17 protein-coding genes are annotated in these 19,050 nt (G+C 45.0%); 5 read left to right on the top strand and 12 right to left on the bottom strand.

The window, feature by feature from the left end:
* Positions 1-14: 14 nt before the first annotated feature.
* Entirely contained in the window at positions 15-326 is a 312-nt protein-coding gene (locus tag ACFTRD_RS30330; protein ID WP_379386500.1) for a hypothetical protein, read from the bottom strand.
* Between the two features lie 944 nt (positions 327-1,270).
* On the opposite strand from ACFTRD_RS30330, the gene ACFTRD_RS30335 reads away from it, so the two are divergent.
* Positions 1,271-2,617 carry a lytic polysaccharide monooxygenase gene (locus tag ACFTRD_RS30335; RefSeq protein ID WP_379386502.1) on the top strand — a complete coding sequence of 449 codons (1,347 nt, stop codon included), beginning with the start codon at positions 1,271-1,273 and terminating at the stop codon, positions 2,615-2,617.
* A 149-nt stretch (positions 2,618-2,766) separates the two neighbouring features.
* Here the strand turns inward: ACFTRD_RS30335 and ACFTRD_RS30340 are convergent, their stop codons facing one another.
* The 3 genes from ACFTRD_RS30340 to ACFTRD_RS30350 form a co-directional block, all read right to left on the bottom strand.
* Positions 2,767-3,612, bottom strand: coding sequence for a GNAT family N-acetyltransferase (locus ACFTRD_RS30340; protein ID WP_379386504.1), 846 nt, complete (start codon positions 3,610-3,612; stop codon positions 2,767-2,769).
* Positions 3,613-3,934: 322 nt separating this feature from the next.
* The gene (gene gnpA, locus ACFTRD_RS30345; RefSeq protein ID WP_379386506.1) at positions 3,935-6,115 is read right to left on the bottom strand and encodes a 1,3-beta-galactosyl-N-acetylhexosamine phosphorylase; all 2,181 of its coding nucleotides are present in this window, start codon (positions 6,113-6,115) and stop codon (positions 3,935-3,937) included.
* 13 nt (positions 6,116-6,128) lie between these two features.
* Entirely contained in the window at positions 6,129-7,148 is a 1,020-nt protein-coding gene (locus tag ACFTRD_RS30350; protein ID WP_379386508.1) for a glycoside hydrolase family 88/105 protein, read from the bottom strand.
* A 172-nt stretch (positions 7,149-7,320) separates the two neighbouring features.
* On the opposite strand from ACFTRD_RS30350, the gene ACFTRD_RS30355 reads away from it, so the two are divergent.
* Positions 7,321-8,265 (top strand): helix-turn-helix domain-containing protein, encoded by a 945-nt coding sequence (locus ACFTRD_RS30355; protein ID WP_379386510.1) that lies wholly within the window; start codon positions 7,321-7,323, stop codon positions 8,263-8,265.
* Positions 8,266-8,388: 123 nt separating this feature from the next.
* On the opposite strand, the gene ACFTRD_RS30360 is transcribed toward ACFTRD_RS30355, so the two are convergent.
* From ACFTRD_RS30360 to lpdA, 5 genes are all read right to left on the bottom strand, one after another.
* On the bottom strand, positions 8,389-9,108 hold the full coding sequence (locus tag ACFTRD_RS30360; RefSeq protein ID WP_379386512.1) for an MBL fold metallo-hydrolase: 720 nt from the start codon (positions 9,106-9,108) through the stop codon (positions 8,389-8,391).
* A gap of 184 nt (positions 9,109-9,292) precedes the next feature.
* Complete coding sequence (locus ACFTRD_RS30365; protein ID WP_315794510.1) at positions 9,293-10,465, bottom strand: DUF4317 domain-containing protein; 1,173 nt, start codon at positions 10,463-10,465, stop codon at positions 9,293-9,295.
* A gap of 360 nt (positions 10,466-10,825) precedes the next feature.
* Complete coding sequence (locus tag ACFTRD_RS30370) at positions 10,826-11,998, bottom strand: ABC transporter permease (protein WP_379386515.1); 1,173 nt, start codon at positions 11,996-11,998, stop codon at positions 10,826-10,828.
* Entirely contained in the window at positions 11,982-12,614 is a 633-nt protein-coding gene (locus ACFTRD_RS30375; protein ID WP_379386517.1) for a biotin/lipoyl-containing protein, read from the bottom strand. The genes ACFTRD_RS30370 and ACFTRD_RS30375 overlap by 17 nt, the downstream gene beginning before the upstream one ends.
* Before the next feature lie 36 nt (positions 12,615-12,650).
* Positions 12,651-14,051, bottom strand: a complete 1,401-nt coding sequence (gene lpdA / locus ACFTRD_RS30380) for a dihydrolipoyl dehydrogenase (protein WP_379386519.1) — start codon at positions 14,049-14,051, stop codon at positions 12,651-12,653.
* Between the two features lie 267 nt (positions 14,052-14,318).
* Here lpdA and ACFTRD_RS30385 point away from each other — a divergent pair, with 267 nt between their 5' ends.
* On the top strand, positions 14,319-14,888 hold the full coding sequence (locus tag ACFTRD_RS30385) for a TetR/AcrR family transcriptional regulator (protein ID WP_379386521.1): 570 nt from the start codon (positions 14,319-14,321) through the stop codon (positions 14,886-14,888).
* Between the two features lie 79 nt (positions 14,889-14,967).
* Here ACFTRD_RS30385 and ACFTRD_RS30390 read toward each other — a convergent pair whose 3' ends face one another.
* The gene (locus ACFTRD_RS30390) at positions 14,968-15,675 is read right to left on the bottom strand and encodes a DNA alkylation repair protein (protein WP_379386523.1); all 708 of its coding nucleotides are present in this window, start codon (positions 15,673-15,675) and stop codon (positions 14,968-14,970) included.
* Between the two features lie 36 nt (positions 15,676-15,711).
* The gene (locus ACFTRD_RS30395; protein ID WP_379386525.1) at positions 15,712-16,521 is read right to left on the bottom strand and encodes an AAA family ATPase; all 810 of its coding nucleotides are present in this window, start codon (positions 16,519-16,521) and stop codon (positions 15,712-15,714) included.
* A gap of 323 nt (positions 16,522-16,844) precedes the next feature.
* Between ACFTRD_RS30395 and ACFTRD_RS30400 the strand changes: the two genes are divergently transcribed.
* Entirely contained in the window at positions 16,845-18,008 is a 1,164-nt protein-coding gene (locus ACFTRD_RS30400) for a glycoside hydrolase family 27 protein (protein WP_379386527.1), read from the top strand.
* Positions 18,009-18,212, top strand: coding sequence for a hypothetical protein (locus tag ACFTRD_RS30405; protein ID WP_192263316.1), 204 nt, complete (start codon positions 18,009-18,011; stop codon positions 18,210-18,212).
* Here the strand turns inward: ACFTRD_RS30405 and ACFTRD_RS30410 are convergent.
* The gene (locus ACFTRD_RS30410) at positions 18,173-19,024 is read right to left on the bottom strand and encodes an AraC family transcriptional regulator (RefSeq protein WP_379386530.1); all 852 of its coding nucleotides are present in this window, start codon (positions 19,022-19,024) and stop codon (positions 18,173-18,175) included. The two genes, ACFTRD_RS30405 and ACFTRD_RS30410, sit on opposite strands and share 40 nt — an antisense overlap.
* Positions 19,025-19,050: the final 26 nt, after the last annotated feature.

The raw sequence follows: 19,050 nt of genomic DNA on the forward strand, positions 1-19,050 counted from the left end.
AAAGAGATCAGGCATCAGATGCCTGGTCTCTTTTTTATTACCATTAATACAAAACTGATTAAAAATAAAACAAGATTAATCCAAATATACTTGAAAAATCCTTCACCAGAAGAGATATAAAGGCTTAATGGTAAAGACCAAATCACAAAAATTATAAATAATAAAATTCTTTGAGTTAAAGAAGCATATATCACTCCACAGGATGGAATAAGCAAACCAAAAACCAAAATAACGGTTGAAATTCCATTTGCATTAGGATCCATACTAACAAAAATAAAAGCAAGAATACCTATCAGACCACCGACAATACCCAGTACTTTTTCCATAACCATATCACCTCACAAAAATAATGAAAAACTGGTTTACTTCATTCTATAGGTTTTTTCTGTTTAGGTCATTTTTTAAAATAATGATTATAGTTTGCTCCTAAGCAGGAGACCTAATAGTACCCCTTAAGAAGACAGCCAAAAGAACACTTTATCTTCTGATGCTCATCTATTTTAGATACCTTGCCCTCCATACTCTTTATTGTTTGTCTCTTTTTGAGTAATAGAATATATTAATTGATGATGTACTTAGCTGCAGTAGCTTCTGGACAGAGAGATCCATTTCATATGCTAATTCAGATATGTATTCATAATCACTGGATTTAAGCCGTATAGACAAGCGCTTATCTTGAAATCCCAGTGAAGAATACGGCTTATTATCCAAGCTACCAATAATAAATCGATTTCTTTTATATGTTAGATTGCCGCGAAAGTGGATTTGAGCTGCATTGATGATTTCATCTTGTTCAAAACCCTTCAGAGTTGATGTTTCACAGATCGTTTTCATGGGCAGCTCACACAAGTAACTCAATTCAAATATACGTTCGTATTGATTGTTAACGCAGCCCCTATTATTCCCCTCCCGTTATTCCTGACCCCATCGATCCCCTACTTAAAAGCAATCACTTCCCTCTTGTCATTTCAGAAATAAATCATTGTTTAACACGTACTTCACGTATCAATCCGGTCGGAAATAAAGGCCTTTGTGGAGAGATGATCTCTCCGCAAAGGCCTTTTGCATGTACTACCTAAGTGTTGAATAACTGGATAATCGTTGGAATTTATCCTTGTTCAGCGAATGTGCCTCCTTTACAATAACTTTAGAAATTCCCGTATATCGATTTCTTCATTAAACAATATCCATATATGGTATAGCACTTCCTTAATTACGATATAAGCTCTTACTTGAGTTTATATAAAAAAATGATACAGGAGGCTATCGAATGTCCTTATTCAGATTCATTTTACCGTCTTCCAAGCTGGTATTGATTTGCTGTCTGCTGGTGCTTACAACGGTAAGCATGCTGTTCAACAGTCCAAAGGTGTTGTCACATGGTTACGTAGAAGGGCCGGCGAGCCGCGCTGCACTGTGTGCTTCGGGAGTCAACCAGGATTGCGGAAGTATCGTATATGAACCCCAAAGTCTTGAGGCGCCTAAGGGCTTCCCAACTACAGGACCTACGGACGGCCATATTGCAAGTGCTAACGGTGTGTTCCCTAAGCTTGATGAGCAATCCGCTACGCGTTGGTCGAAAGTGAATATGTCTAGTGGCAGTAATACGTTTACTTGGAAACTAACAGCTAACCATTCAACGGCAAGCTGGAAATATTATATTACGAAAACGAACTGGAATCCGAATGTACCTTTATCCCGTGATTCTTTTGACCTGACACCGTTCTGTTCCGTAGCCTATGACGGCAAGCAACCTCCATTTAGTTACACCAACTCATGCAACGTACCGGAACGCAGTGGTTATCATGTGATTCTAGCTGTCTGGGAGGTTGCAGATACTCCCAACGCCTTCTATAATGTCATCGACGTGAACTTCTCCGGGACGAATCCGGTTGATAATGTAGCTCCAACACCTCCAGCTTCCCTTGTGTCGACTGCAACTACAGCTACGAGCACATCCTTATCCTGGAAGGCTTCAATAGATAATGTAGGGGTAACAGGGTATAAAATTTACAACGGGGCTACCCTGGTAGGGAATGTATCCGGCACAACTACAAGCTATACGGTAACGGGTCTGACAGCAAGCACGACTTATACCTTTACTGTCAAAGCAGTCGACGCAGCAGGCAACGAATCTGCAGCCAGCAATAGTGTAAGCGTTACCACAACTACACCTCCAGCTAACGACACTACCGCACCAACATCTCCAGGCGGGCTGCACGTGATGGGAACACCGACCGCCTCCAGCATTCAGCTGATGTGGACGGCATCCACGGATAATGTCGGGGTGACAGGTTATAAAATTTACAACGGTTCTACTTTAGTTACAACGACATCCGGGACGGCAACGTCCTATACAGTAACCAATCTTGAAGCAAACACGACCTACAACTTTTCGGTTTATGCTGTTGACGCGGCAGGCAACCAATCAGCTGCAAGCACGGTCAGTGGTAAAACAGCAGCAGCTTCAACTGCACCTGCATGGGCAACCAACACCCAGTATACAGTGGGTACCATCGTCAGCTACAATGGCTTGACGTACAAGTGCCTCCTCACACACAAGTCTCAAGTGGACTGGATCCCTTCGGCAACACCAACCCTCTGGCAATTGCAATAACCGGATAGACTGAAGGATAATATGTAAATAATTTCATATAAATCCTGATTATAACCACAGCCGGTCCATTTTCATAGGCTCGGCTGTGTATTCTGGTTTCTGCTGAATGATCAGGCAACCTCTAACTTAACGCCGAAACGGCGATCACGTTATAATTTTAAGCGCATTTCGTACTGGCCAACATGATATACAAAACCTGATTTGACCAGGAAATCTTCCATCGGTTTCAGATGAGCTTCCATATTAAGGACACTGATCTTAGGAGATTCTGTATTAAGGATCATCTCTGTCAGGATGCTGCTTGCAACGCCTTTGCCCCGGTAATTTTGGTTGACTGCGAGCTGTGGAATATCACCTGTTTTTTTATCTATAATGCCATAGCCAACAATGCTGTGATCCTGACGTGCAACAACATAGATAAAAGCTTCCGGCACAGCGTAGATGGAATCAATTGAATTTTGCCAGGAGGGATCCTCATCCCAAAATCCCCTGAACTGCTCCAGATCGATCTTCTCCACACATTCCACCGTGCAGGTCGTTTGCGGTATGTATTTATCTTTTTGTAACTGGAAACATGAAAATTCTCTTTGAATTTTGAAGTTTTGTTTACTGTAAAGCTGAACGGCAGATTCGTTGGATTGGATGACTTCCAGCAAATATTGCTCTACATTTTTTTCTTTTAGCAGCTTTTGTATATTCAAGAGCAGATTTCTTGTTATGCCCTGCCGTCTGCATTCTTTTACAACACCTGTTCCAAGGTCATATGCGGTTGCCTTTCCATTCCAGTTTCGAAGTCCATTGATAACAAATCCGACCATTCTCTCATCCTTAAAGGCCCCCATAGATATTTCGGGGTGGTATCCCCTTCGTTGGAGCATTTGTTGAAACTTCCAAAAAGGCAAATCCATTTTAACCTGGTAGTCGGAAAACGCATCCACAAACACTTGGTGAAGTGTTTCCATGCTTATCTTGTCCAACATTTTATAAGTGTACATTAGGGCACTCTCTCTCCTTTGAAAAGATGAAAGCAATAACATATTAGGGCTCATGATCTCCTACCCTTTTTCATATGTCCTACTAAATAATGTTAACACTATACAGTGAAATCCGCACTATAAACGTCATAATTTCAACTATTTGGATCAGTTCGGAAAAGAGGTAGTGTCAGAGCATCCAACAATTAAAAAGCATACCTTAATGCACATTCGCATTAAGTATACTTCGCACTTCCTTCTTAATATTCAATGGGTAAAATTCCTTTTTAACTAAAATAGACCGCTCTCTGGTTAAGAGAATACGGTCTATGGAGTTAATATTCTATGAGGATACCGATTTTGTTAAACCTATTTTGGTGATAACCGTATCGTACGGGTCCAATTCCAAGGTCTCTTTTCCATACTCCGTATCGATCGTCGTTTTTTGAATTTGGTCACTATTGTTGATCACTACCAATATTTTACTCTCCGGATAATAAGTACACTCTGTATATAAGTTATCCGTGATGTACTTCGTCTCATTTAACTCATTGCCTGCAAAACGAATCAGATTCAGCAGCAGCCTTGTGTTCTCCCAACTGAATTCGAATGAAGGCAGATAGATTCCTTTTCCTTTACCAAAATCATGTGTAGACAATGTGACCATACCATCCGTGTCATCCACCACAGCAGCTGTTCCATCGGTAAGATATATGTTATTCTTCGCCGCTATTTTTGCCCCTTCCGGTAACAAACCATACTCATCGCGAGTCTCATATGTCCATTTTCCATGAACCACCCTGGCGCCAGTATCCTCATCCACCCCAAGAACATGTGCCATTCTGAAAAAGCTGTCGTACCCTTCTACCGCCGATGGCTGGTTGATGCCAATAAAGGTGCCGCCCTCATACACCCACTGAGTCAGTAAGTCCACACACGGGTGGTCATTCCAATGTTCTCCCCCGCTCCAGGCTGAACCAGCAGAGCCGGCATTGATCACGACATCTATATGCTGCAGTACACCCTGACGGATATCTTCAAAAGCAATGAACTGCACTTCAACCGGTAAGCCCGACAAGGCTTCATTTACATGAATTAAGTCATGCATAACCGTTTCATGGAAATGGCCAGATAACGTCCACGATCTTAATTTGCCCCAGCTATGCAGAACAGCTACCTTGGTTTTTATTTGATAGGGCTTGCCTTCATGATGCAGCTCTTTTATTTCCCTGAACTCGTCCGCAATCTTCTCAATATAATCGCAAAAGTCCGGGTAAGGCTCAACCAGATGCAGATATCCACCCAATCCAATCCGGTCAATCGGCTCTCTGAGCAAGGCGCGCCTTATATTGATCCAGTATTTTTTGGCATCCAGCGTGGGATCTCCGCCCTCCTTAAAAGTAGGAAGTCCGCCTAAGCCAACCGGAAACAAGTAGGGATGCAGCCGGATCTCATGGGTATCGACGTTGACACCTGAACACATCCTTGCCTCATAACCGGAGAACACACATTTAATCATCCCGTCGAATCCAAACTCCTGAAAACGGTCATTATAAGGCTCCATGCCAACCCAGCTATCATCATAGAAGACGTACGCCAGCTTGTCGTGATGATGCACGATATCAATTAACTTCTTGCCGAATTCGATAACAAAATCATTGATAAATGCCATCCAATCCAGCTTGCGCTGCTGTGCCGGAATATGAGTCACTCGATATTTGCCGCCATTCACAAAGTCTTCGGCAGAGAGCGAATATCCGTATTTTTTAGCAAACAGATCAAGCGCTCTTGAACTTACTGTAAAATCGTATGAACCCCAATCCGAGAAGAGATGGCGATTCCGCTCATCACTGCCCCAGATCCAGGCGAAATTATAAAATAATGAGGTGAACCGGACCACCGTTGTTTCCTGATGCTGCTGACACCAATTCTCCATCCATTCCAGCAAATATGTTTGCGTTTCCGGATAGATCGGATCAATCTGCATTAAGTGCTCTTTGTCCCAATGGTTCGTGGTGTGATTGTACATCGAAATCTCTTCCCAGATCCGATAGGCCATGAAGCTTACTGTGTATTTATGCCAAGGGACAATGCCGGTAATGACCACATGGCCGGATTCCCTTTCATAATTCCACAGTCCTCTTGGCACTTCCTCCCCGGTTGTCCGGTCGTAGACCTGCCAGTATTTAAACGCCTCTTTGGAATCATTCACCTTGAATTGTTCAGCAAAAAAATCTTCCATCAGATAGAATGATACATCATCTTGTACAGCTACCTTGGGATTCGTAATTAGAAAACATTGCTGCAGCTTATCCGTATTACGGGACGCCCATTCGTTATGATCCCGGATAATGCAAATCGTCGAGTAAATGCCATATCCAGCGTTAATAATCTCATCAGACAATTGCGTACCGTCACTGTCACGAATGACATCGGCCCCCCATCGCTCGGCAAGTTGTAAAGTCAGATCCTCATAACCGGCTTCCCCCGGCAGCGTAAAGGAGCCTTTGCTTGGTTTGGACAATTGGGTTCCCTCCCTATCTCAACATATCGGACAGAAAAGCGAGTGCCAGGCCCTGACCCCAGCCCTGAATCCAATCTTTTGGAATATTGCGATAGCCATCCCGATCCTTCATCACCGCCGTACCACCCGATACACCAAGCACACGTCCATCTTCACTTATGTTGTTCAGGATACCTTCCAATGCTTTTTGCACGTATTTTGTGTGTAGCGGATTACCGTTGTTGATCATGGCTGCTGCAATACCTGCAGAAGCCGACACCTCTTCATACGAATCCTCGTCGTCCAAAACCGTCCGCCACAAGCCGTTCTCGGTCTGAACGAGCTTCAGAGCGGCTAGTTGATCCCGCAGCGAACACTCGACGTCCATACATTGTGGATATAAGTACCAGTCTTTCAACTGAGGTTTCACCTGAGACATGGTATAAGCTCCCCAGGCGTTCGCTCTGCCCCAGTAAAATCCAGACATATGATCCTTGTTGACATTGTTGTAGCCGTGGTACCACAGTCCGCTACTCGGGTCCTGAAGGTATTTGATATGCCAGTAGTACTGATTCAGAGCATCCTGAATCATGGCCTCATCTTTTAATTTGCTTCCTACACGGAGCAGGAAAAATGCCGCCATAAACAATGTATCCGCCCATGCCTGCTCGGGAAAATCATTGGAAATGGATACGGTATGCTGCAGCACGTTATCTCCGAATCTAAGCGCATGATTTTGCAGATAATCCACCTTGCTCATCACAATATCCCAATATTTCTGATCCCCAGTTTCTTCATATAAAGTAATCAGCATATGGCCCATCGCGCATGTATTTACGGTCCAGTCCGGCAAGCCCAGCTCGATGTATTCATCCGCCCATTGGACAAGCCTGTCCAAAATCTCTGTATTCCCTGTCGTTTGATAAGCTCTGGTTACACCATAGTATGCCACACCGCAAGGCCAGTCCCATGTCAAATCCATCGCCAGTGTTTTTTGGGTAACGTTATCAATGACTCTTAAAATTTCTTCTCTGTCATATTTCACTTGAAGCATCGGTGATTCCCCTCTCCTGGCGCACACGCCCCCAAATGCGCTTGAGAGCTGTCCGTCCTTCGTTTGAAAACGCTTTACTTATTCCATTGTACGCAGTAAAATAGTTTCAATCTAAGCATATTCGCAACAAAACTGAGCAATTTCAATCATTTATGAATGGGAGTTATCGAATGTGCCCAGAAAAAAGCAACCCATTATTGAATACCGTCACTACAGCTTGCCGATCCACTTTCCTATTCTGCTGTTAAGCGGTGAACGTTGGAAAATCTCCGATATCAAAAGTGAACATCTCCATTTCCACAACCATTTGGAGATTGGCATTTGCCATTCAGATAGCGGCATGATGGAGATCAAAGGTGAATCAGTACCTTTTAAAGCCGGTGATGTGACCTTTATCCCCAGATATCTTCCTCATACAACGTATAGTTCACCCAATGAAGCCAGCTTATGGTCTTATCTCTTTTTCTCACCAGAGGATCTCTTTCAGCATTCGTTTAAAAGTAGTACCTACAGTAACTTTGAGCCCAATTGGTGGGCAATTCAGGGAATGAACTGCATATTAAACAGGGAGGATCATCCGAAGGTTTATACACTTGCGACATCGGTCGTAGAGGAATTGAAGCAAAAAGGTCCTTACTATCAGGAAAGTGCCTATGGCTTATTGCTATCCCTTTATATCGAACTCCTGCGAATCCATTCCCGGAATGAACCCTTGGCCGATCAAGAATCGCAGCATAATCTAAAAGGCGATCTTGTTATTTCTCCGGTTCTGGAGTATATCACCAAAAACTATATGTCGCCCATTACCATCGATTTTCTCGCTGATCTGTGCCACCTAAGCACCACCCATTTCCGAAGAAAATTCCATGACATCATGGGAACCGCACCTCTGGATTTCCTAAACAGCACCCGGATTGAAGAAGCCTGCAAGCAATTAAAAAGCACGGACGCTTCCATTCTTTCAATCTCCGAGCAAGTTGGTTTTCAGTCCATTTCCAGCTTCAACCGATGTTTCTCCAGACTTATGGGCGAGTCACCCAAACAATGGCGTAAAGGCGCACAGTCCGAAGCGCAATCTGCGAAAGCCTCCATTTTGGAGTTTACGGGGTGGATGTAGGGAAGGGATATCTGCGATAGAGTTTATAGACAAATTAAAGACGCTTCGGGAGCAAGTCTCGCGCGTCTTCTTTGAACTTAAATGTTTAGTTTAATTGCCATGCTAAATGTACCACTCACTGTACTACACATTACAAAAACGACTTAACACTTGAATGATTTGATCCTTGCTCATTGGTGCATCATGTCCTGGAACATACGTAGTAAATGAAAGGTCCTTCAAAAACTCAACATATGCTCTCATTTTAATAGGATCAATCTTGCCTTCCCCATGATAGTAATTTCCACTATGTGCATCACCTGCAAATAAAATTCCGGTTTCTTTTAAATATACAACACAAGAATCTTCTTCATGAGGTCCGCCTACCTTTAGTATCTGGCAAGTGGTATCCCCCAAATCTAGCGTCAAAGAATCCTCGAACATGATCGAACCCGTGCTAATCATAATATCATCAAACGTATCATATTCTTTTTTCATACAGTTATAGGCAAAATCTATTTCTTCTTTTGTCTCCAGGCGTCTTAAGACAGATTCTTCATCCCATTCCCATCCTTTTAGTCTCTGGAGTATTTCGTTCGTTGCCGATGAGACTATGGTTTCTCCATCAAACGCATGCATGCCAAAAGTATGATCCCAATGCCAGTGGGTGATCAAAGCATATTTGGGACGTGGCAGATCTTGCTCATCCAGACACTTGATAAATGCATCGAAATGCGATTTTGAGTTGCCACAATCAATCATAATGGAGAAGTTTCTACCTAAAACATACCCTAGAACAGGTCTATCTGTTTCTCTGACACTTTCGGAATAATAAATAGATTCATTTATTTTTTTCAGTTCCATAATATAGCGTTCCCACCTTTATCATACAGACTTAAGATGTACTATACCAAATCTCTCAAGCCAAAAAGAGAAAAATGAGTTACAACTACAATATGGGCTATCCAAAATCTTGATAAAAGATTTTAAGAACAGCCCATATTAATTTCCATCTATTTATCTCAAAAAACAAAACCGTGAGGCAATTCTACAATACCTCAGTCGTAAGCGTGAACCCTTCAATGACGACATCTTCGTCCACTTCAATCATGATACACCGTCTGCCTTGAAAATTCACTTGTTTCACATATCTCAAGTCTTGTGGGCTAACCGAAATTGTAGCCACTTTGGTTTCAATCTTAATGGACTTGGACGTAAACTTCGGCATGACACTGGTCGCTTTCATTTCATAATTCTTGTTGTCGACGATGGTTTCAAAGGCACGTTCCACCTTCTCAGACGTCAGGTCCTCTACACCGCTTGCAGTCAGTACACGTTCCAGATCTTTATAATCCAGCTTCGGAGGTTCTTCTTCATGTGACTCTTCGTTAATTTCGATGACCCGGTTGATCTCCTCGTACACATGTGCAATTGTGGCTGAGTCGAGCTGTTCACCGGCCACTTCCTTCACGATATCTTCGAAGATCGCCCGTTCTTCCAGTGCTGTCACAGACCTTTCTCCATTCAATACATTTTCAACAAAATGCGGATCCGGGAAATTGGATTTCCCTGTGCAATATAGAACACGATTCACATCGGAGTAGTTGTCCGTCACGCTGGGGTACAGAAACCCTTGCTCTGGCGTGCTTAATTTAACAACCGGATCTACAATGACATTGTACTTAAATTCTCTCTCCACGTAATCAAACAAAAGTGTTTTCCGCTGCTTCTCCGTAGAGTTCACGCTGCACAGAATGAATGGATGTGCAAACACTTCGTTTTTCTCGCTTTCTTCCGCTTCATCGTTTCGAGCCTTGGTAGGCAAGTAATACTGTCCACGAACAAACGTGACCACCATATCCCGTTCATACTTGGCATCTGCCAGCATTCTTTCCACCAACAGGAGCATCAGGTCCTGCCACTCCTCCGGATCCCCTGTTACCAATGCTTGGTGAAGCATCACCTGAGCCGGCTCCTCCGCTTGCTCCTGGAACCTCAGCTCAAACAATTTCTGATCCAGCTCGCCCGTTAGCAATTTTTTGAAATTGCCCATATACAGTTCCTGCTTCTCTCTATCCACCAGTTCAAACGGATGACGCTCCCAATGATAAATCTCGTTCGTTTCCTTCGTAATATACACGTTGAGTATATCGTAAATATTCAGTAGATCATGATCCATCTTAAACTGTTTGCGTATATGCGCGACTTCTTTTTTATTCATGATTCGTTAGACAACTCCTCAAGTAAATTGGCCTTACAAGTATAAACGATATAAAAAACCTTCGCTATATAAGTTCAACTAAAGAATATTTTCACTGGTACTCCGATGACAGAACAACCTTCCGATTGCTGTTATCCCCAGATTTTTTTGACTTCTTTTTTTAATGGTAAAATCTGGAGATAGCTTATGCTTCCGATGTAGCTTTCTTTTAGAAAGCTTTTAGGCGAAGTGTACGCTTTCGAAGTAGCTTTCTTACAGAAAGCTTGTAGCTTCGCTTCTTCAGTATGTCATCTAAACAGAAAGACGCATCAGGAATGATTCCCGTGCGTCTGCTCTCGTTATTTAATGCTTATCTTTTAATTATAAGCCGCCTGGCACCACATCTGCATTCAACAGTAGTTCACGGCTGGGAGAAGCTTTCCTCGTCTCACGCAGAAACAGTAACCCCATGAACAAGGACACTACGCCAATAATAATCAGCAATGCCCCCAACTCCTGACTGTAGGCGGTTAACGCCCCATCCCGAAAAGCCATTCCACGAATCAGGCGGTTAAGCCAGTTCATCGGTAATGCCCATGCGAATATTTGGAACGGTTCAGGAAATGCCAGCGGCGTTAGTTGAATCCCCGTAGCCAGAAAGGACGGATACAATACAAAGCTGGTTCGCAGACTGACTTTGGACGAATCTCTGGCCGTGTACCCAATCAACATCCCCAGAAGTGACAAGGCGAAGGCATAAATAACCAGTGGGATGATAAAAAGATAAGACTCCGCTTCAAACCGCATTCCCCCCACCTGCTTTAACAATCCATAGGATAAAAGCAGCGAAAGAGAACTCAGCACAGCGTAAGGCACACACCGAATCCATAGCTGGAAAGGTGAATTTCCGTTTGTAAACAGTTTTCCTTCCTGACGCAGCCGAGGTGCAATTGAGCCCGCTGCACTTGTTGTAATCATCAATACAACGATATTCACAAATCCAAGCACCATAAAACCAACATAACTGGAGGTTGGATTAAACAGCATCCGTTGCTGAAGGGACAACGGCGATACAATTCCTTTAGCTGTTTCGGCATCCATCCCTTTCTGGATCAGACGTGTCATGGAAAGGGTCATATTTTCCGTCTGGATGATCTCCTGAATCGCGGTCCGGATTCCGGTTAGCCCCGAGGGCATTGTGTTATCCATCAAGATGCCGATATTCGTCGATTTTCCCTGCTGTTGACGTAATCCCAATTGATTAGGAAGCATAATGACCGCTACAGCCTGCTCGTTGGCAAGTAATGTTTCCGGACTCATTCGGTTCGCATATACACTTTTGACACTCATATATTGCGAGGCATTTATTTTGGAGATCAGCTGCCGTGAATATTCACTATGATCCTCATCAATGACCACAACTGGCGATTTGCTAATTTGATTGTGTGAGAACATTAAACCAAAGAACAGGGCTGCAATAAGCGGGCCGATAAAAATCAATCGAACATACTTACTTCCCGATACGTACTTCCACTCGTCAATCAGTGAGTTCATCAAGTTTCACCTCTGCTGTCATCCCGGGAAGCAAATCTGCATTCAAATCCATCGATATTCGGACCAGGTACATACTTAAATCGGCTTGCCCTTTTTCCCGAGACATGCGCAAGCTCGCGAATTGCGGGGCAGATGAGATGGACGTAACTACCCCACTGACCTGTGTTGGCTGATCCAAATACGGAAAATGAACATCAATGCTTTGATTCACTTCAAGCTTTTGAACTTCACTTTCCTGTATATAAAGATCCGTATAGTAATTATTCTTTTGCAGAACAGCCAGCGGTACTCCTGCTTGTACCTGATCTCCCTGCTTTACAGCAACTCGGTCGACCAAACCATCATACGGTGCGAGTACATCGACATCTCCTTCCCCAGCTGATTTCACTTTGAATAACACTTCTCCCTCTTTCACGGAGTCACCTGCCGACGCACCCGCCTCTACAATCGCCCCAGGACTATTTTGATACATCACTGTCGTTTGCTCTGCCTCAAGCATGCCTTGTTTCCTGCTCTCGGCCTGACTTACAGCATCATTCCCTTTAACAGCCAGAAGTGAACCTCCAACAATGAACACCATCGCAATTCCAATATACAAACCTGCTTTTATCTTCATTCTTTTATCTCTCCCATTCCCCATCCTCGTATATGGTTAAATCTGCTGCCTGTTTTTACTTTTCATCATTTTGTTGACTGCGTTCTCGGCAGCTTCCATGATCACTTCTCCCAAAGTGGGATGAGGGTGAATGGTCATGGCCAGATCCTCCACGGTTGCACCCATTTCGATCGCAAGTGCGAGCTCCGATATCAGTGTCGATGCCTCCACGCCAACGATTTGCGCACCAATGACGATTCCTGAGGTCGGGTCAGCCACAATTTTCACAAATCCTTCGGTTTCCCTTAAAGCCAATGCTCTTCCATTGATCCCGAAAGAAGATTTTCCAATAACCATCGGGATGGCCTGTGCTTTGGCTTCCGTCTCACTCACTCCAACACTGGATAGCTCTGGATCAGAAAAGACAACAAGCGGAATCACCTTGTAATCCACTTTGGAGGTATGGCCTGCAATGGCCTCTGCTGCTACTTTCGCTTCGTAAGATGCCTTGTGAGCGAGCGCCGGACCGGCTGTTATATCTCCAATGGCATAAATATGCGGGATAACTGTTCTGCACTGTTCATCCGTTTCCACCAGTCCCCTGTTCGTTACGGGCAAACCTATGCGTTCCAGTCCTAACTGGCCGTCTGTATTGGGTTTTCTGCCGATCGTGACCAATATGTATTCAGCCGTAACCTTGTGCTGTTCCTGATTCCTCGAATAATGCAGTGTAATGGAGTCGGCATTCTGCTCCGCCTTTTCAGCAATCGCTCCGGTTACGAGGTGGATGCCGTCCGCCTTCAATTGTTTGACTACAGGGGCCGCAAGTTCCGCCTCGAATCCGGGCAATACTTGAGCTCCTCCCTCCAGAATCGTTACCTTTGTTCCGAATTTGGCATACATCTGTCCAAGCTCCACACCAATATACCCTCCGCCGATCACAACCAGACTACTCGGAACCTCCTGCAGAGACAGTGCTTCTGTGGAAGACAAGATACGACCTCCAACTGGAAATGCTGGCAGCTCAATCGGACGAGACCCCGTTGCAAGTATGAGGTTTTTAAAAGAAAGGCTTTGCTCCTGTCCAGCTTGCTGGATCATCACTGTGTACTCATCCACCAGACGGGCCTCTCCTTCGAGAATGGTCACACCCGCAGTCTTTAACAAATAGTGGACGCCACCTGCCTGTTTATTCACAACCCCCTGCTTGAACTCCTGAGCATTCCTAAAAGTCGCTGCCGCTTCAGCTTGATTGAACTGTCTGAACAAATCATGGCGATGTGATTCCGCAATTAATGCTTTGGATGGTATGCAACCCACATGCGTGCAGACCCCGCCAAGCTGTTTACGTTCGACAATTGCCGTATTCATCCCCAGTTGGGAAGAACGCAGCGCCGCCACATACCCTCCCGGACCTGATCCAATAACTAACGTATCTACCAATTGAAGCTTACCCATATCCTGATACCTCCTGATTTGAAGTCGATTTAAAATATGATGACCGTAATATATTATAACCATCATATTTTAAGGGCGTCAACAACTTCACTTGCCCTTTCATCAACCCACAGCTATCCAGTCGCCAAATTGACAGGCTTTATTATGATGACTATAATATTTTAAAAGTATAGAAATTGAACTTCACATTTACACAAGAACGGAGAGGACAGAATTACTTCTTTAGTTCAATTTCTATAGAATGATGAAGCTATGGAGTGAATGACAATGCCCTATCCCAAAGGCCATAAAATAAAAGTACGAGGTAAAATTGTTGAGAGTGCTGCTCGGGCTTTTCGCACCAATGGTATCCAGGATGTCAGTGTCCCGTTCATTATGAAGGGAGCCGGATTGACTCATGGAGGGTTTTACTCACACTTTGACAACAAAGAACAACTGGTCGCCGAAGCCTGCGAATATGCCATCAGCGATACCATCGCACTCCTTCAGAAAGTCGCTGATCAGGAAGAGCAGAATCCCAAAATTAATACAGTCATCGATTATTATCTCAGTCCCTATCACCGCGACAAAACGGAAATGAGCTGCATTTTCCCTGCCCTTTCCGGTGAAATATCCCGCTCCTCCGAAGAGGTTCGGCAGGTATTCACTCATGAACTGGAGCGGATGGTCGCTTTTATCTCCAATCTGGCAGATATGGATGTGTCCAAAGGTCGTGCACTGTTCAGCACCATGGTTGGCTCGCTTGTTCTTGCACGTTCTGTTAATGATCCTGAACTAAGCGACAGCTTTCTATCCGTGGGCAGGCAGCAAGCCAAAGAAATGGTTATGAAAGGTTAGAAAACACAAAAAACACGTCCATAATGGCGTGTTTTCTGTAATCTTTTGTACCAATCGTTTTATCCGACAATTATTCAGCTTAGCATCTTACATATTTGCGCTTGAACCCCGTACGTCCTTTTTCGACTGCCTTTTGAATGTTATCGGAAGCTTGTAGAAACTTGCTCTTCGGCTTGTCTTTGTTGACTTCAACAGGCCCCACAGCCTTGGCAATCTCCACCGCCTGCTCATGCAATGGAAGATAGGATACGCCAACGGTGTATAGGAAGTTGTTCATGGAATACTTGGTGCGTTCAGGTGATTCATGGATCGTCTGTTGTACCTGTCCAAGCATATCGTTCAGTTTACTTTCCTCAAATTCATGATCTGGACGGCTACCAAGCAACCAGCAATAACAGCTCCAGCCTGCCGACATTTTCAGTTCATCCCCGCTTGCAATCCACTTGTCCGAAACCGCTTGGGCAATGTCGGTCTCCGCCAACGTGACGGAAACGATGAAGTCAGAGATCATGTAAAAATAAGCGGCGTCGATCCAACGGTCAAAATCAGCTTCCGTCATCGCTTGGGGATCGGCAATCACGCCAGCAAAGTACATGGCATCATAGTTCCCTGTAGCGTAAAGCTGCTCAGCCAAAGGTTGATCCTTTTTAATTTTCTTCGCCATGGGTTTCATCGCTCCGGTTGCCACCCCAAAAAGCGGTTCTTGTGCGCCATTGGCCATATATATTTTCTTGGTTCGTTCTTTGCCCAGTGCCTCCAGCTCTTGCATTACTTCATCCAGATTCAATTCCCAACACCCCTTAACCCTATTAAATTTTTATGCCTAATCAAACAGACGCTTATGTTTGTCGAAAAACTGGTGGAAAAATCGCACATTGTCCAGTTCGAACCATTCTGCCGTTTGCAAAATCGTTCCGTCGAGATTGTAAATTTTAGCATGAAGCGTCCCCAAAACAAAGGGCGAGTGCGTCGAAATAATAAATTGACTATCAAAATAACGCGCCAAATCATTGATTTGCTCTGCCAGCCTGATTTGGTTAGCAGGAGAAAGCGACGTTTCTGGTTCATCCAATAAATATAATTGGCCCGGAAGCAGGTACTCTTCGAAAAACTGCATGGAAGTTTCCCCATTAGAGTATTTTTCCTGAGAAAACTGAATGTTATCCAGTTTTTTCTTAAAAGCATAGGAATGCTCTAACTCTTCTGTCTCGGCTTTGCTCATTCCTTGCTGAATCTGTTCATACAACAGTCCTTCGCGGAGCACATTTGCTTGCTGAATTTTCTTAATTTCATACAAAATGTCCTCTGACTTGATGTATCGGCTCCCTTCCGGCAGTTGCCGGATGACACGCTCTTGTTCGTCATGCCCAAACTCATAACTGCTCATATCCAGAAAACGCTGTACATAGGCGCTATGTCCATAAGTTGTCATTCGTTCAGAACCCTTGATTCCCAACTTGTTGGCGATCACGTTCAGCAAGGTGGATTTGCCAGAACCGTTGCTGCCATAGAGCACCGTAACTCGATCAAAAAAAAGGGCTTCCCCTGACATATGCTTGAATACATGATCAGGATATATATTGGGATTGCTGGAAATTTCCGAAGACAGTTTGAAATTGCTTAAATAAATCATCTGCTCACTCCTTATCCCTCATTCTGTTAGAGGACGGACGACCGCACACATCCTGGGCCAACAAATGGATAGCTCAGAAAGAATTCGCACAAGACACCTGAAAGAATATAACTTCTTCGCAGGCGGACATTTCTCCTTTCTTATACTTATTCCGACAACATTCTAAATACCTGCCACTTGTCTAATCGGGAAGGCTGCTTCCACCAGTTGAGCATCATTTGTCCATGTCCAAGCAACGTCTAGCTATGGCTGGGAACGTCGCTCATCGTTTAAGTTCAGTTTAGTTCTACTAACGAACCCGAGATGAGGAAGGATGCGATAAGATGAGCAACAACCAAGTGTTGGGCTTTGCCCCCGCCCTGGGCTGGAATTCGTGGAATACCTTTACGTGGGATATTAACGAACAGTTAATTCGGGATGTCGCTGATGTGTTCGTATCGGAAGGTTATCTGGCTGCTGGCTACGAGTATATTGTCATTGATGATTGCTGGAGCCTGAAAGAACGGGACGCAAGTGGCAATCTCGCAGCAGATCCCGAGAAATTCCCGAGTGGAATGAGAGCGCTCGCCGACTATATTCATGGCAAAGGACTGAAGTTCGGCATGTATTCATGCGTTGGTACGCATACTTGTGCCGGGTATCCAGGCAGCTTTGAGCATGAATTCCAGGACGCTGCGCTTTTTGCCGAGTGGGGCGTTGATTATTTGAAGTATGATTATTGCTTCAAGCCACGCCATATCTCGGGCGAGCTGCTGTACAAACGGATGAGCCTCGCACTCAAAAACTGCGGACGGGACATCCTGTTCTCCGCCTGCAACTGGGGAGCCGACGACGTATACGACTGGATTCGGGAATCGGGTGCTCATATGTACCGCTCTACCGGTGACATCCGTGATAACTGGGAATCAGTGAAAGAACTTGCCCTGTCGCAGTTAGGCAAACAAAGCTACACCGGCTCTTTCTGCCATAACGACATGGACATGCTGATTGTGGGTATGTACGGTGGGAGCAACAATGATTATATTGGCAGCATCGGCGGATGCAACGACATTGAGTATAAAACCCACTTCTCGCTCTGGTCCATGATGGGGTCACCGTTGATGATCGGATGCGACGTGCGCAAAGCCAACCAAATTACAAAGGATATTCTGCTGAATCCCGACCTGATTGCCATCAATCAGGATGTGGAGGCACGCGGAGCTTACCGTATTAAGCCAGAACCGCAGTGGTTTCACACAGACGATGTATTTATGCTGGTGAAAGTGCTGACAGACGGCGATCTGGCCATCGGTTTCTTCAACCTGAGCGATAGCCAGCGAGAACTTTCCCTGCAATTTTGGGACATGGGCCTGCCTTACGCTGCCGGTTACGCCCTGTCGCTGTACGACTGCTGGGAACATAAGGAGCTGGGCGAGTTCCGTGAACGCTTCGCCCCAGTTGTCGCAGCACATGATTGCCTCATTGTCCGGGCCAAGCTGGTGAAGTAGATGGTCAGCAATCGCCTGTGCCAGTCCTGTCAGGTTCCGCTTGCGGCGGACGATGTGGCCATCTACCTGAAGCTGGTATCGCGCTCTGCCCAGCAATTTTCGTGCATCGACTGCCTCGGCATGAAGCTGAATTGCGGGCGAGAGCCCATTGAGAAGCTGATTCGTTATTTCCGGGAATCCGGCAACTGCGCCCTGTTCCGCTGAAGCTCTGTTGGTTCCGCATGCAGCATCATGTACGCTGATGGCGTATGTGATGTTGCTTTCTTGAATACTTTGGAAAAGTATAACGGGTCATTGTAACCCACGGAGTAGGCCACCGATTGAATGGGCAAGCCCGACATCTTTAGTAGTTCGCAGGCTCGCCGAATTCGGCAAGATGTAATATACTCCAACACAGATTTGCCGGTAGCTCCCTTAAACCGGCGAAACAAATAGCTGCGCTCCAGATTGACTGCCTTTACGATCTCCGTGACGGTCAAGGTTGGCTTCCAGTAGTTCTGCTCGATGTATTTTCTCGCCAGCCAGACATAATCCTTGGTATCCATCTGCGGCTCCTTTGGATAATACTCCATGTAATAGGAAAGAAGGAGACGTAAACGGGCATCCGCCCGAAGCATTTCATAGGGTGATGCGCCCGCGTTCCACGCCAGATGAAAAAAGGGCTGCAGCGTCTCCCGCGTGACCGTCACCACAGGTTCTACCTCTGAGAGCTCTGTCAGCTCCAGCAAACGCCCTGCATCCTCGCCGCTGAACTCTACCCAAACATACTCCCACGGATCATGCGGGTCAGGGTAATAGTAGATCTCCTTCTGCGGAAATATGATAAAGCTTTCCCCCGCATCAAGCTGAAACACGCGGCCGCCCGTCTCAAGCGTCCCTTGGCCGCGAATAATATAGTGCAGCGCATAAACGTCACGTACTCCTGGCCCCCATTGGTGAAGGTTGGCTGGCTTGTGACCGCCGCTGATAAAATATAAATGACTGGCTCTGCTGCTCTCATGCCAAATCGGATTCAACCTTGATTCCCCCTAACGCATATATC

It is taken from the genome of Paenibacillus sp. NPDC056933 (assembly GCF_042674385.1).
Classification (GTDB): Bacteria; Bacillota; Bacilli; order Paenibacillales; family Paenibacillaceae; genus Paenibacillus.

Bases quoted from the DNA above. Each gene is read 5' to 3' on its own strand.
- ACFTRD_RS30330 (WP_379386500.1), bottom strand. From the start codon at position 326: ATGGAAAAAGTACTGGGTATTGTCGGTGGTCTGATAGGTATTCTTGCT.
- ACFTRD_RS30335 (WP_379386502.1), top strand. From the start codon at position 1,271: ATGTCCTTATTCAGATTCATTTTACCGTCTTCCAAGCTGGTATTGATT.
- ACFTRD_RS30340 (WP_379386504.1), bottom strand. From the start codon at position 3,612: ATGTACACTTATAAAATGTTGGACAAGATAAGCATGGAAACACTTCAC.
- ACFTRD_RS30350 (WP_379386508.1), bottom strand. From the start codon at position 7,148: ATGCTTCAAGTGAAATATGACAGAGAAGAAATTTTAAGAGTCATTGAT.
- ACFTRD_RS30360 (WP_379386512.1), bottom strand. From the start codon at position 9,108: ATGGAACTGAAAAAAATAAATGAATCTATTTATTATTCCGAAAGTGTC.
- ACFTRD_RS30365 (WP_315794510.1), bottom strand. From the start codon at position 10,465: ATGAATAAAAAAGAAGTCGCGCATATACGCAAACAGTTTAAGATGGAT.
- ACFTRD_RS30370 (WP_379386515.1), bottom strand. From the start codon at position 11,998: ATGAACTCACTGATTGACGAGTGGAAGTACGTATCGGGAAGTAAGTAT.
- ACFTRD_RS30375 (WP_379386517.1), bottom strand. From the start codon at position 12,614: ATGAAGATAAAAGCAGGTTTGTATATTGGAATTGCGATGGTGTTCATT.
- lpdA (WP_379386519.1), bottom strand. From the start codon at position 14,051: ATGGGTAAGCTTCAATTGGTAGATACGTTAGTTATTGGATCAGGTCCG.
- ACFTRD_RS30385 (WP_379386521.1), top strand. From the start codon at position 14,319: ATGCCCTATCCCAAAGGCCATAAAATAAAAGTACGAGGTAAAATTGTT.
- ACFTRD_RS30395 (WP_379386525.1), bottom strand. From the start codon at position 16,521: ATGATTTATTTAAGCAATTTCAAACTGTCTTCGGAAATTTCCAGCAAT.
- ACFTRD_RS30400 (WP_379386527.1), top strand. From the start codon at position 16,845: ATGAGCAACAACCAAGTGTTGGGCTTTGCCCCCGCCCTGGGCTGGAAT.
- ACFTRD_RS30405 (WP_192263316.1), top strand. From the start codon at position 18,009: ATGGTCAGCAATCGCCTGTGCCAGTCCTGTCAGGTTCCGCTTGCGGCG.